Source organism: Mesorhizobium sp. Root552 (genome assembly GCF_001427285.1).
Taxonomy (GTDB): Bacteria; Pseudomonadota; Alphaproteobacteria; order Rhizobiales; family Rhizobiaceae; genus Mesorhizobium.
In genome coordinates this window covers 193,835-207,292 of the sequence record NZ_LMFV01000012.1, presented here as the reverse complement: position 1 = coordinate 207,292, position 13,458 = coordinate 193,835, and the positions used below count along the sequence as shown (strand labels likewise).

General features: G+C 60.4%; 12 protein-coding genes and 1 riboswitch. Of the genes, 4 read left to right on the top strand and 8 right to left on the bottom strand.

Annotation, left to right across the window (positions count from 1 at the left end; translation table 11 throughout):
- Window positions 1-47 precede the first annotated feature (47 nt).
- Entirely contained in the window at window positions 48-251 is a 204-nt protein-coding gene (locus tag ASD50_RS07295) for a YdcH family protein (RefSeq protein ID WP_056238157.1), read from the top strand.
- Window positions 252-268: 17 nt separating this feature from the next.
- Here ASD50_RS07295 and ASD50_RS07290 read toward each other — a convergent pair whose 3' ends face one another.
- From ASD50_RS07290 to thiB, 4 genes are all read right to left on the bottom strand, one after another.
- A complete protein-coding gene (locus ASD50_RS07290) occupies window positions 269-1,789 on the bottom strand; it encodes a M48 family metalloprotease (RefSeq protein WP_413813882.1) in 1,521 nt (506 codons plus the stop codon).
- A 102-nt stretch (window positions 1,790-1,891) separates the two neighbouring features.
- Entirely contained in the window at window positions 1,892-2,653 is a 762-nt protein-coding gene (gene thiQ / locus ASD50_RS07285; protein ID WP_056238152.1) for a thiamine ABC transporter ATP-binding protein, read from the bottom strand.
- On the bottom strand, window positions 2,650-4,269 hold the full coding sequence (gene thiP / locus ASD50_RS07280; RefSeq protein WP_056238149.1) for a thiamine/thiamine pyrophosphate ABC transporter permease: 1,620 nt from the start codon (window positions 4,267-4,269) through the stop codon (window positions 2,650-2,652). Before thiP ends, thiQ begins: the two co-directional genes overlap by 4 nt.
- Before the next feature lie 85 nt (window positions 4,270-4,354).
- Window positions 4,355-5,353 (bottom strand): thiamine ABC transporter substrate binding subunit, encoded by a 999-nt coding sequence (gene thiB / locus ASD50_RS07275; RefSeq protein WP_056238772.1) that lies wholly within the window; start codon window positions 5,351-5,353, stop codon window positions 4,355-4,357.
- A 47-nt stretch (window positions 5,354-5,400) separates the two neighbouring features.
- A riboswitch (TPP riboswitch) is annotated at window positions 5,401-5,511 on the bottom strand.
- A 93-nt stretch (window positions 5,512-5,604) separates the two neighbouring features.
- On the opposite strand from thiB, the gene ASD50_RS07270 reads away from it, so the two are divergent.
- Together ASD50_RS07270 and ASD50_RS07265 are read left to right on the top strand one after the other, a co-directional pair.
- The gene (locus ASD50_RS07270) at window positions 5,605-6,249 is read left to right on the top strand and encodes a thiamine diphosphokinase (protein WP_056238145.1); all 645 of its coding nucleotides are present in this window, start codon (window positions 5,605-5,607) and stop codon (window positions 6,247-6,249) included.
- 1 nt (window position 6,250) lies between these two features.
- Complete coding sequence (locus ASD50_RS07265; protein ID WP_056238141.1) at window positions 6,251-8,074, top strand: ABC-F family ATP-binding cassette domain-containing protein; 1,824 nt, start codon at window positions 6,251-6,253, stop codon at window positions 8,072-8,074.
- Between the two features lie 5 nt (window positions 8,075-8,079).
- Here the strand turns inward: ASD50_RS07265 and ASD50_RS07260 are convergent, their stop codons facing one another.
- The 3 genes from ASD50_RS07260 to ASD50_RS07250 all read right to left on the bottom strand — a co-directional run bounded on the left by ASD50_RS07260 (window position 8,080) and on the right by ASD50_RS07250 (window position 12,091).
- The gene (locus ASD50_RS07260; protein ID WP_056238139.1) at window positions 8,080-9,018 is read right to left on the bottom strand and encodes a homocysteine S-methyltransferase family protein; all 939 of its coding nucleotides are present in this window, start codon (window positions 9,016-9,018) and stop codon (window positions 8,080-8,082) included.
- Between the two features lie 174 nt (window positions 9,019-9,192).
- Window positions 9,193-10,725: a hypothetical protein gene (locus tag ASD50_RS07255; protein WP_056238136.1), complete on the bottom strand. Its 1,533-nt coding sequence runs from the start codon at window positions 10,723-10,725 to the stop codon at window positions 9,193-9,195.
- Between the two features lie 67 nt (window positions 10,726-10,792).
- On the bottom strand, window positions 10,793-12,091 hold the full coding sequence (locus tag ASD50_RS07250) for an adenylosuccinate synthase (protein WP_056238129.1): 1,299 nt from the start codon (window positions 12,089-12,091) through the stop codon (window positions 10,793-10,795).
- 200 nt (window positions 12,092-12,291) lie between these two features.
- Between ASD50_RS07250 and ASD50_RS07245 the strand changes: the two genes are divergently transcribed.
- On the top strand, window positions 12,292-13,191 hold the full coding sequence (locus ASD50_RS07245; RefSeq protein WP_056238125.1) for a DMT family transporter: 900 nt from the start codon (window positions 12,292-12,294) through the stop codon (window positions 13,189-13,191).
- Between the two features lie 6 nt (window positions 13,192-13,197).
- On the opposite strand, the gene ASD50_RS07240 is transcribed toward ASD50_RS07245, so the two are convergent.
- Window positions 13,198-13,458: a hypothetical protein gene (locus tag ASD50_RS07240; RefSeq protein ID WP_056238770.1), complete on the bottom strand. Its 261-nt coding sequence runs from the start codon at window positions 13,456-13,458 to the stop codon at window positions 13,198-13,200.

Below are 13,458 nucleotides of genomic sequence, written 5' to 3'. Positions count from 1 at the left end.
CCACCCAAGGCACACTGTGGGCGCCGCAATAGTGCAGACGGTAAATAATGTCCGAACAGGAACAGGCCGATATCCGCCTAGAATTCGCGCGCTTGAAGCAGGATCATGCCGACTTCGACGCAGCCATCAATGCAATGCTCGAAACCGGTTGCGACCCTCTTCAGATCCAGCGCATGAAGAAAAAGAAGCTCGCCCTGAAGGACAGGCTAAGGTCTCTGGAAGACCGTATCATTCCTGACATCATTGCCTGAAACTGCAACGCCTCTGGCTATTTGTCGGTGATGATCTTCACCTTGTCGCCGGCGGAAACGGTGGCTCCCGGTGCAAGCGCGTTGAGCACCCTGAAAAGGTCCAGCTTGCGGTCCACGCCGACCATCTGCGCGGAAAGCGTACCCATCGTCTGGCCGGGCTTCACGGTGACGATACGGATACGAAGCGGTTTCAGCGCGGCCTTCTCGGCCGGCGACAAGATACGGAAACTGCCACCCACAGAACGGGCAACGCTGTCAAGCGAGGTGCTTGCCGCAGGGGCCGCAGTCAAAAGCCGATAGACCTGCCCGCCGGCACGGATAACCGTAACGTCAAAACGCCAGCCTTCAGCACTCGCGCTGGCGATAGCGGCCTCGTTGCCATTGATCATCTCCTGACGCACGCTGGCGTCATCGAGGCCAGCCACCCAGCCACTTCGGATGTAGTCAGTAAGCGAACGATCCTTGCCAACCGACACCCCGTCGAAACGCACGGCCATGTCGCCCGGTCCGGTCGCGGTGACCGCCGTTGCCGAATTGTCGATGATGAAGCCGTCCGGCACGGAGAAAGAGACGCCGAGACCCGGATGCAGGAAAGTATTGCCGCGCACATAGCCCTCTTCCGGCGTGTCGCCGTAAAGCAGGCCGTCTATGCCAGCAAGAAAGCTGTCCCTGTCGCGGGTGCCGACACCCGGCGGGCCGAACTGGCGCGCATGGCGCAGAGCCAGTTCGATACGTTGCGGCGTATTCGGATGTGTTGCCAGAAAATCGAGGCTGGCATCTGTCGCGCCGCTGACCGACCGGAAATCGGTATAGGTAGACATGGACTGCAGGAAGCGGCTGGCAGCATAGGGATCGTAGCCTGCTTCGCCCACCGACTTGATGCCGATGGCGTCGGCTTCAAGCTCTTGGTTACGCGAAAACTGAGCCAACCTGAGCTTTCCCCGGATCAACGCAACCTTGGCGGTCGGGCTGTCGCCGAGCACATCCGAAACAACCTTGGTAGCCAGGCCCTCTTCCGCCTCGAGTTGCTGGCGTTGCAACCCATGATTGGCGGTCACGTGGCCCATTTCGTGCGCAACCACGGCGGCAAGTTCGGACGAATCGTTAGCCAGCGCGAGCAGACCGCGGGTGATGTAGAGATAGCCGCCCGGCAGCGCGAAAGCGTTCACGTTCGGCGAATTGAGGATGGTGATGCGATAATTCTGCGTCGGGTTGGCCGAAACCGTAGTCAGGCTGCCTATGACCTTGGCAACCATGCGTTCGAGCTTGGGATCGGAATACTCCCCACCATAAGTAGCCAGAATGCGCGGATGCTGAGCGCGCGCCAGTTCAGCCAGCTTGTTGTTGGCAGTGACGTTGTCGACCGTTACAGGCTTGTCGGAAGGTCGGAATGCCGATTCCTGTACATCCGGCGGTGTGATCGCCTGGCAAGAGGCCAACACAAATGCGACGCCCGCCAGCACGAGTGCGCGCGGCAGCTTCGATTTGCTGAGATGATAAAGGCCGGTCGACAGATCGGCGTCCTTTCCCGTTCGTATGGGCAAATCAGGGCTACCCAACCATCCTTGCGCGGACCTAGCCACACTCAACCTTGCATAGCAAGAACAAGCCCCGACTGCCGATGCCGCTTTGGCCGTAAATTATGTCCGCTTCCGGGCAACATCGTGTGATTCACTCTCGAAGCCGATATAGCGCCTGAACGCCTCCGGTCCACCCGCGCTGAAGAATTGCTCAGCTGGTCCAGTCGCCGCCACAGTTCCATTTTCGACGAACACCATGTTCTTGGCGATTCGCCGAGCGTCTTCCGGCTGATGGGTCACGAACAAGACGGTCATGCGCTGCTCGGCCTGCAAGTCGGCCACAAGGTCCAGCATGTCGTCGCGCAAAGCCGGCCCGAGCGACGCAAAAGGTTCGTCAAGCAACAAGACCGGGCGATCACGAACCAGGACCCGCGCAAGTGCCGCCCTTTGGCGCTCGCCGCCTGACAACTCGCGCGGCAAGCGGCGTTGCTTGCCGTCGAGCCCTGTTCGCGTCAAAGCCTCGCCAACCGCATCCCGTTGAAGAGGCGTCAACTTGAGCGAAGGGGAGCAGCCCAATCCCACATTGTCCTCGATCGACAGGTGCGCGAACAGATTGTTTTCCTGAAATACCATCGAAACAGGCCGGACTGCGGGTTCCTCCGACGTTACGTTCTTGCCGCCGATCACGACATTGCCGGCTCGAGGAATTTCGAAGCCGGCGACGAGATTGAGCAGGGTCGACTTGCCCGATCCGCTTGGACCCATCACTGCGGTAATCCCTCCCGGCGTAAAAGCCACGTCGAATTTGAAAGCCGCCTCTCCATAGCTGAACTCGACAGCTTCCAGCTTTACTGACGCGCCCGCTCGCCCACCGTCATTCATGCGGAAGCACCCTTTCCGAAACGAGTGGCTGCAAACATCAACCCAAGGCAGACAACGCCCAGGATCAGCGCCAGACCGGCCGCATCCTCCGTGCGGTAACTGCCCATCCGCGACAGCAGTAGATAGGGCAGGGTCTGCACGGATTCGCTGCCGAATAGTGCAATCACGCCGAGGTCGCCCAGCGACAGCGCCATGGCAAAGGCGAAGGCCGTCGCCAATGGTCGGCGCAGCGGTGGCCAATCGATCAATTTCAGGCGGTTCCAGCCTGAAATGCCGAGGAACGCGCACAACCGCTCATGGCGCTCGCTGGACGCATCATAGGCAGGGCGAAGCGCACGGATCGCAAACGGCATGGCCATGACAGCATTCACCGTCACAACCATAACCGGCGCCAGTGCAAATACGTCTCCCACGTGGCGCAACAGGATAAACCAGCCCGCGCCTATGACTATGGGTGGAACAACCAGCACGAAACCGGCACCGGTATCCATGGCGTATTCGAGCAGGGTTTTGCCTTGTTCAGAGCGTCTCAGCGACAATGCGCGACGCGCCATGATCAACGCAAGGGAAACAGCGGCGGACAAAACAGCAGACATGAATGCCAGCACAACACTGGTCAGCGCTGCGCTGCGCACCGCACGCTCCATGACCAGTCGCCCAAGATCTGCATGAAGGCCCGCCGCAACCGTCGCGGCCATCGGCCCTGCGACAAATACAAGCGAGAAAGCAATCAGCGCTGCATTGAACCCTGCCTCACCCATTCCAACCCAAAGATAGCGGCGTGGCGCAATTGGCAGATTCGCATCGCCAACAGTGTTTGCGCCAAGACGGGTAAGAACGAGCACGACAACAAGCGTCAACCCGATCTGCAGTAGGGTGAGCGCCACGGCGCGGATGGGATCGAAGTCGAAGCGCAGCGCCTGGTAGATGGCCACTTCAAGCGTGGTCGAGCGCGGCCCTCCCCCAAGCGTCAGAACGATGGTGAAGGAGGTGATACACAGCATGAAGACAAGCCCGGCAATGCCCGGCAGCGCCTGCCTCAGCACTGGCCATTCGATAAGTCGAAAAGCCGGACGCGCGCGCATACCGAGTTGGGTTGCCAGCCGCCACTGATCGGCGGGCACGGTCTGCAAGGCTTCCAGAAACAACCGTGTCGCAAGTGGCAGGTTGAAGAACACATGCGCCACGAGAATTCCGGACAATCCATAGATGCCCGGCCATGGACCGCCACCCAGGCCGCCCAGTAAATCCGCAAAATAGCCGGCGCGTCCGTAAAGCGTCAGAATGCCGAGCGCAGCAACAATTGCCGGCAGCGCCAGCGGCACCGCGAACAGTTGCAGGATCAATTCCCTTCCGAAAAAGCGTGGGTGGCGCGCCAGCGCGCGGGCAACGAACAGAGCCGGCAGCACGGAAAGCAAAGTGGACAGGATCGCTTGCCACAGCGTGAAGCGGGCAATTCGTAGCAGATAGCCGTCAAAGGCGGCATAAGCGCCCGACAGGTCGCGCGCGCCCTCGGCAATCAGCCCGGCAAACGCACCGCCGATCAGAAGCGCAATGGCGCCGAGCGCCACGATGCCCGCCAGAATGCGAATATCTGTTGTACGAGTCGGGCGCATTGGGTTTTGAACACCAATATCCAGTTTACTGAAACTGCCCCTCCCCAGTTGACGGAGAGGGGCGTTCTTGCAGGGCTGCCAAACCCTATTTGCTCATCACACCGAGCCACTCATCCACCCAGGCCTTGCGGTTTTGAGCCACTTCTTCCGGGCTGAACAACAGGGTCTTGGCCGGCTTGACCAGCTTGCCGAAAGCCGGGTTGAGCGGCTTGTCGGTCTTGCCTGCCGGGAACATCCAGTTCGTCTCAGGAATGACGTCCTGGAAGCCGGGCCCGGTCATGAAGGTCATGAATTTTTCTGACAGCGGATTCTTGGCGCCGGGGCTCGTAATGCCGGCGACCTCGATCTGCAGATAGTGCCCTTCCTCGAAGGCCACGGCCTGGTAGCGTTCACTGCTTTCGGCCACCATGTGGTAAGCGGGCGAGGTCGTGTAGGAGAGTACCATGGGTGCTTCACCCTTGGTGAACAGCCCATATGCTTCGCTCCAGCCCGGCGTCACCGTCAGCACGCGGCCCTTGAGCTTGGACCATGCCTCGCCTGCCTTGTCGCCATAGACAGACTTGACCCACAAAAGCAATCCAAGGCCGGGGGTGGATGTGCGGGGGTCCTGAATGGCGATCTTTTGCTCGGCATCGCCCTCGACCAGTCCCTTCATGCTCTTCGGCGGGGTCTTCAGTTTTTCACTGTCGTAGATGACAGCGAAGTAGCCATAGTCGTACGGCACGAAGGTATCGTCACTCCAACCACCCGGCACCTTGGTGTCGCCAACGACGCCATGCGGCGCGAACAGCCCGGTTGCCTTTGCTTCGGCGGTAAGATTAGTGTCGAGCCCAAGAACCACGTCAGCCTTGGTCGAAGCTCCTTCCAGCTTGACGCGGTTCAAAAGGGCAACGCCATCGGCGACCGAGACGAAATCGACCTCGCAGCCGCATTCGGCTTCGAAGTTCTTTTTTACCTGCGGGCCGGGACCCCATTCCGCAGTGAAGCTTTCATAGGTGTAGACGGTAAGCTTGTCCTTGGCAGCAGCAGGGACAATCAGGGCAAGCGTGGTCGCAGTGAGAAAAGATAAAAGCACTGTGCGCATCGGCGCCTCCTTCATTCGAGCAATCAGGGGAATTGAGGCGCCGGGAGTTCCCGAAAGCATCTAATCCCTCCGCCGGTACAAACCGGATCAGGTTCAGCGGGTTGGCATTTGCCTCTCAGCCGGTCCGCATGACGCGTCCGGCACCCCGTTAGAGCGTTTCGACACATAGTCCGGGAAGGGCGGCCTTGCAAGGGTGAGCTTGCAGGCACCGCACTTCCGTTCTGGCATGGGTGCTGCTAAGGGCGTCGCCCATGAGCAAATTCACCATCTTGCTGGGCGGCGACCTCGTCCGAACTCCGGTACTCGTTGATCAGGTCGCGGGAACGCGCGTCATCGCGGCCGATTCGGGTATTCGTCATGCCGAATTGCTCGGCTTGACACCTGAACTTTGGGTAGGGGATTTCGATTCCGTGCCGGACGACCTTCCGCACCACCTGAGATCCGTGCCGACGCAGAAATTTCCCGCTGAAAAAGACAAGACCGACGGAGAACTGGCAATCGACATTGCCCGCGAGAAAGGTGCTACCGAGTTGATCCTCGCCGGGGCATTTGGTGGACTACGCGCCGACCACGCATTCCTGCATTTGGCACTGGCGGTGCGTCTCGCACATGTCGGCATCTCAGTCATGCTCACAAGTGGATCGCAGGAAGGCGTTCCGCTGCTCGCTCGATCCACCCAGTTCGATTACGCCGAAGGCACCATGTTCTCGATCCTCGGCTTCTCGGATCTTGACGGGCTGACGGTGGAAGGCGCCAGTTGGCCGCTCAGGAATATCAAAGTGCCATTCGGCTCGTCGCTTACCATCTCCAATGTGGTCGCGGGAAAGCTGCGTATCGAACTTGCCAGTGGCCGGGCATTGCTCATTGCCCATCCCTTCCCGATTTCCGGAAGCTGACATGGCCCCGCCCCTGCTCAATCTCACTGGCATAAAGCTGACCTTTGGCGGCACGCCGCTGCTCGATGGAACAGAATTGACCGTCACAGCAGGCGACAAGATCGCGCTGGTCGGCCGCAACGGCTCCGGCAAGTCGACGCTGTTGAAGATTGCCGCCGGCCTGATCGAGGCGCAGGATGGCGTAGCATTCCGCCAGCCCTCAGCAACCATCCGCTACTTGCCCCAGGTGCCTGATATGGACGGGTTCGCCAGCGTGCGCGCCTACGTCGACACAGGTCTCGGCCCCGCCGACGATCCACATCGCGCAACCTATCTGATGGAACATCTGGGCCTCAGTGGGGACGAGCGGCCTGACGAGCTTTCGGGCGGAGAAGCCCGCCGCGCGGCTCTTGCCCGCGTCATGGCCCCGGAGCCCGATATTCTCCTGCTTGACGAACCAACCAACCACCTCGACCTGCAAGTCATCGAATGGCTTGAAGAAGAACTAGCCCACACCTCCTCGGCCCTGATCGTGATTTCGCACGACCGCCGCTTCCTCGAGCGCGTCTCCCGGGCCACCGTCTGGCTGGATCGCGGCCAGACCCGCAGGTTGGATAGAGGCTTCGGCCACTTCGAGGAATGGCGCGACAAGGTTCTGGAGGAAGAAGAGCGCGAGCAGCACAAGCTCGGCCGCCAGATCGTGCGCGAGGAACATTGGCTGCGCTACGGTGTCACGGCGCGCCGCAAGCGTAACATGCGCAGGCTCGGCGAATTGCAAACCATGCGGCAGCGCTTCCGAGGCCACAAGGGGGCCGAAGGCACGGCAACCATGGTGGCAAGCGATGCAGCCGAATCCGGTAAGTTGGTTGTCGAAGCCAAGGGTATCGGCAAGAGCTTCGGCGACCTCACCGTCGTCAAGGATTTCTCCACCCGTATCCAGCGGGGCGACCGCATCGGCCTCGTCGGGCCCAATGGAGCGGGCAAGACGACGCTCCTGAAAATGCTGACCGGGGAGCTCGCTCCCGATACTGGCACCGTCCGCCTCGGCGTCAATCTCGAGATTGCCACGCTCGACCAGAAGCGCGAGGCGGTCGATCCCAATGAGACGCTCACACACTACCTGACCGATGGTCGCGGCGAGAACCTCGTCATCAATGGCGAGCAGCGCCACGTCGTTTCCTACATGAAGGATTTCCTGTTCAAGCCGGAACAGGCACGCACTCCCGTGCGCGAACTCTCCGGTGGAGAACGGGCAAGGCTGTTGTTGGCGCGCGTTCTGGCCCGCCCGGCAAATCTCCTGGTTCTCGACGAGCCGACCAACGATCTTGATATGGAAACGTTGGAACTATTGCAGGAATTGGTCGCCGGTTTCGCGGGAACAGTCATTCTGGTCAGCCACGACCGCGATTTCCTCGACCGCACAGTGACCGGCACCATAGCGCCGGACGGCAATGGCCGCTGGGTCGAGTATGCTGGCGGCTATTCCGACATGCTTGCGCAACGCGGCGCAGACAGGCTCGACGATCGCAAGCTGCGCGCGCGCACGGCCGTTGATGAAGAGGTGCCGGCAGCGGAGCGCACTATTCAGTCCGAGCCCAAAAGTTCGGCAAGAAAACTCTCGTTCAAGCAGAAGTTTGCGCTGGAGAATCTGCCAACGAAGATGGCGGCCGTATCTTCATCGATCGCGACACTTGAAAACAATATTGCCGATCCTGCCTTTTATGAACGCGACCCCAAGGGCTTCCAGAAGACAATCGCAGCACTCGGCAAGGAGCGCGCCACGCTCACCGCCCTTGAGGAGGAATGGCTGGAATTGGAGATGCTGCGCGAGGAACTTGAGGGCTAACAGCCTTATAGGCAAGCCTCGCAGATTGCCTTGATATGGCGGCAATCCGTACCGCAGCAGCCACCCAATACAGAAATATGCTTGTAACGATCGCGCATGGCGCGGTAACGGCGACCGAGATCGGCCGGATCGCCGGGATCGAGTTCCGTTGCCTCATCTAGTTCCGCGTGGCTCTTTGTCGAGGCGTTCGCTCGCACTCCGCGAATGCGATTCACCCAGCGCGCGTTGTCTCCCAGAACCTCTTCGAAATGGCTCGGATGAGCACAGTTGATCATGAAATAGGCCGGCGCACCGTCGGTCTCGTCATCGACCAGTTCGATCGCCTCCTGCAGGCTCTCCCCCGAAGGGAGACGACCGTCGGTTTCGACGGTGAATGAAATCACCAAAGGCAGACCGACGCTCATTGCCGCGCAGGCGATGCCAACCGCTTCGTTGGTATAATTCATGGTGACCGCGCTTATCATGTCGGCCCCGGCATTGCGAAAGGCTGTGACCTGATCGCAGTGATAGTCTTCCGCCTCGCAAATCGTCATAAGTGCATCGGGGCGGTAACCATCGCCGCGGGGGCCAATGACGCCGTTGACCAGAACCGCCATGCCGCGCACCACGTATGGTTCGGCGAGCGTCCGCGCATGTAGAACGGCACGGCTGTTGATACTGGCCAGCGCCTCGCGCGGGTAGCCAAGCTTCTCGCCCCAATCGAGATTAGCTCGCCACGTCGGCGTGTCGAGTACGAAGCCCACGCCGTTTCGTTCGGCGATGTCCAGATATTGCCGGAAATAGTCGTCTAGCCGTGTCAGGCCGGATGCATCGTCAAGCAGCGGGAATGCGGCAAAGCCTGGCAATTCCATTCCGTCGAGAAAAACGAGCGAGGTCTCCAATCCACCGTCGGTGAGAAGAACGGTTTCACCCAGTTCCCTTGGATCGACCTTTGCAGCCCACATGCAGGGTGCTCCGAAAGCTCAAAGGCATCGAACCGTAAAGTCGGGAAATTTCAAATCAGCCCGATGCGAAACAGCGACAGGCGATCCGCAAAAACCCTCCGCGGGTCGTCCGGTTCGCAAAGCGATATTAGCATATGCTGTTGCAACTGCCACCGCGTATGCGCCGAGGCGGCCTTAACCCGCCGACTTGGCCTGCCAGGCCTTCAGCGCTTCGTCGAACACCTTGTCGCCCGGAATACCTTTTTCCATCGTCAAGAGTGCCCGGCGCCCCGACTTGTAGATCACCGGCACATCGATCCATTCCTGATTGCGCAACAGTGTCATGTTGGCATTCTCGTCGGCTGCGGTATCGTTGAGCGCGACGAGGAAATAGCCGTCGGCGATCTTGGCAGGAATGCCGATCAGTGGACTGCCTGCATCCTGTTCCGCTGTCTTCAAGGCGATACGAAGTACGTTCTCGATGCCGCCGCCTTCGAAGCCATCGGGCGTCAGGAAGATCATCTCGACGATATGGCTGGCCGGCAACGTCTGGTCGGCATTGCGGCGGATGGTCAGGCGTAGCTGGACATCCCTGCCGGGAATTGTGGCCTCGCCTCGGATCGCCGGTTCAGGCGGCGCATCGCCTCCGGGCGATTCCTGGACCAGTGACCAGACGATATTGCCGGGTTCTGCGGAACCCTGTGCAACGCTGGTGCGCTCCTCGTAGAAAATTGCCTTTTGCCCAACCGGCACGGCAGCCGGCGCCTCGGGAGCGGCGGGCGGCGTTTGTTCGCTGGCGGCAGGTGGTGTTGCCGTGTTGTCCGTAGCCGGAGGCGTCGTAGGCGCCACCGCCGGAGGAGGCGTGGTCAGCGCCACGACGGAGGTACCTTCACCAACGCCACTTTCGCCCGCTGCCGGGCCGGGATCGGTCTCGTTGCCATCCGGCAGCAGGCGCTGTGTGAACTTGGTCGTCTCGCCAGTATCGGTTCCGCTTGCCGGGCTTGGGGCTGGGGTCGGCGCAGCGGCAGGCTCGGTGGCGGCGGTTTCAGTGCCAGCAGTCGGCGCGACCTTCACCGGCTTGACCACAACTGGCTTCGGCTCGTCGGTGGACGCGAACATGCCCTGGAAGGCATCCTTGTTCAACCAAACGCCATAAGCGCCGCCGGCGACCACCAGCGCGGCAATGACCGCAGCGATCAAGCTTTTGTAGCTGCGCTTGCTGTCCGGTTCATCGACATTGGCAAATACGTCACCACGCCAGCCCGCCTCACTTTCGAACTCATCTCCTGCCGGATAGACCGGCCCACCTTCGGCGGGCGCGAGCTCGGGCGGCGCAGGCTCGGTCCATACAGCTTGGTCGGCATTGCGCCACGACGGGTCCGGCTTGGCTTGGAGATTGGGCGACGAGGTTTCGGTCTTGGCAGTTGGCCGGACGTGAGTGGACTGGTTCTTGTTCTTGTCGATCGAAGAGAAGATGTCGTCGAGTTCGGCCAGCGGATCGACCTCTGCCGTGACAGGCGCGGCATAGCCGCTCTCCACCGTTGCTATGGCATCTTCAAGCGCACGCGTCTGACGCTCAGCAACCGCGGCAGGCGGCGCAGGCTGGATAGCCGCCAGCTTGGCTGCAACCGTCGAGCGCGCCTTGTCATAGACCTTCGCGCGCATCTGCGGCGTAGTTTCGCCGAGACCGTCGATCGTCTTTTTCAGAACCGCAACGAAATCTGCCATGCTTCGGTTGACCTGTTACTTCCTTGCCGGCCGCCCAATCGGGTCTGTGGTCGGCAGATCGGGATAGTTAGTCTTGAAACGGATCAGTCACAAGTATCGTGTCGTCCCGCTCCGGGCTGGTTGAAAGCAGCGCCACCGGCGCACCGATCAACTCCTCGATGTGGCGCACATACTTGACCGCCTGCGCCGGCAAGTCCGCCCAGCTCCTGGCCCCAGCCGTGGTTTCCTGCCAGCCCTCAAGCGTTTCGTACACCGGTTCAACCCGGGCCTGGGCACCCTGGCTCGCAGGCAGGTAGTCGATCAATTCGCCATCCAGCGTATAGCCGGTACATACCTTGATCTCGGGCAATCCGTCGAGCACGTCCAGCTTGGTCAGCGCAATGCCCTTGATGCCATTGACGGCAACTGCCTGGCGCACCAGCACCGCATCGAACCAGCCGCAGCGCCGCTTGCGTCCGGTAACAACCCCGAACTCGTGCCCCTTGGTACCGAGGAATTCCCCGATCTCGTTCTGCTGCTCGGTCGGAAACGGCCCTTCGCCCACCCTGGTCGTGTAGGCCTTGGTGATCCCCAGCACATAGCTCAGCGCCCCCGGCCCGACACCGGAACCCGCGGAAGCCTGTCCGGCAACCGTATTGGACGAGGTTACGAACGGATAGGTGCCATGATCGATGTCGAGCAGCGTACCTTGCGCGCCCTCGAACAGGATACGCTCGCCGCCACGGCGACGGTCGTCGAGTATCTTCCAGACCCGATCCATGTAGGGCAGAATCTCACCGGCAACGGAGGTGAGTTCCTGCATGATCACATCATGCGCCACTTCGCTGTGGCCGAGGCCGCGCCGCAAGGCATTATGATGGGTCAACAGCCTGTCGACCTTTGCGGGAAGCGTTTCCAAATCCGCCAAATCCATCACCCTGATCGCGCGGCGACCAACCTTGTCCTCGTAGGCAGGGCCGATACCGCGCCGGGTCGTGCCAATCTTCGTTCCGGAATTGGACGCAGCATCTTCACGGAATCCATCCAATTCGCGGTGCAGGGAGAGGATAAGCGCTGTGTTTTCGGCTATTTTCAGGCGCTCGGGAACAACCTCCACTCCTTGCGCCTTGAGTTTGGACACCTCGGCCACGAACGCGTGCGGATCGAATACGACGCCATTGCCGATGATCGACAACTTGCCTTTTCGTACGACACCCGAAGGCAAAAGCGAGAGCTTGTAGACATTGCCGTCGACAACCAGCGTATGGCCGGCATTGTGGCCACCTTGGAAACGCACCACGACGTCGGCGCGCTCCGACAGCCAGTCGACGATCTTGCCCTTGCCTTCGTCGCCCCACTGTGAGCCGACGACCACCACATTGGCCATATTTTCTTCCCTTCAGTTCGGGTCGCGCAGAACGGGGGACCCGCAAAATGACAGGCCTCTATAACGGCAAGCAAACGCCGATGCGACCATTCTTTGCCGCTTGCAAGCACCCCTAGCACAACAATTTTCGCCTTTGGCATCATTTACTTGTCCAGCAAGGGACATTAGGCCGGCCTCAATCTGAAATACCGAAGCTTGCCATGTTCCGAAATGCCTACCTGCTCCTGCTTTTGACCACGCTATTTTGGGCCGGCAACGCAATTGCCGGCAAGATGGCGGTGGGACATGTCTCCCCCATGATCCTCACCGCCGCACGCTGGGGTTTCACCGTTGTTATCCTGGCATTTGTGGGCTGGCGCCATCTCGTGGCCGACTGGCAAGTGATCCGCAAGTACTCTTGGTTTCTTCTCATCGCCGGCACGCTCGGCTTTACCTTGTTCAGCGTCGCCATGTACTGCGCCTTGCTCTACACATCGGCAACCAATGTCAGCATCGAGCAGGGCGGCATACCACTGGTCGTCTTTGTCACGTCGTTCCTTCTGTTCAGGACCCGAACCACGCGAGGCCAGATAGCAGGCTTTGCACTTTCCTTCTGCGGCGTCATCGTTGCGGCCACGCATGGCGAGATCCAGCGCCTCGTTCATCTTGAAATGAACTTCGGCGATGCGCTGATGCTTGTAGCGATCACGACCCAGGGCATCTACACCGTCGTCCTGCGCCGAAAGCCGCAGGTACATTGGATAACGCTGATGGTTGGCTTGTGCCTCGGCGCTTTCTTGAGCGCGGTTCCCTTCGTAGCGGCCGAAGCTGCAATCGGCGCGACGATCCTGCCCGACCCCAAAGGCTGGGCGATCATCGCCTACGTCGTGCTGTTTCCGTCTCTGATTGCTCAAGCCACATACATTCGCGGCGTCGAACTGATTGGCGCAAACCGTGCCGGCCTGTTCATCAACTTCCTGCCGCTATGGGGCGCACTGCTGGCGGTCTTGCTCCTTGGCGAAGCATTTCAATCCTACCACGCGGTAGCATTGGTTTTGGTGCTTGGCGGCGTGTTGATCGCCGAACATAGCGGCCGCAAGATCGCGGCACGAAAGCCATGACCGGGTCTAGGCGCCAAATCCCATGCGCTTCAGCCAGCCTTGGCCGGCGCCACGGTCGCGGATGATCGGCAATGGGTCTTCCGAGTCGAGCCTCGAGCAGATACGGTAGACTTCAAGCGTCTCCGCATCCATGTCGCCGCGTTTGAAAAAATACATCGCCGCAGCATAGCGGGAGCGCCCCGACCATGGTTCGCCGAGCGGGGTATTGACCAGCACCCATTGCTCGCCAGCCTCGTCATCAAGGGGTGTGCCAGATTCGTCAGCCAC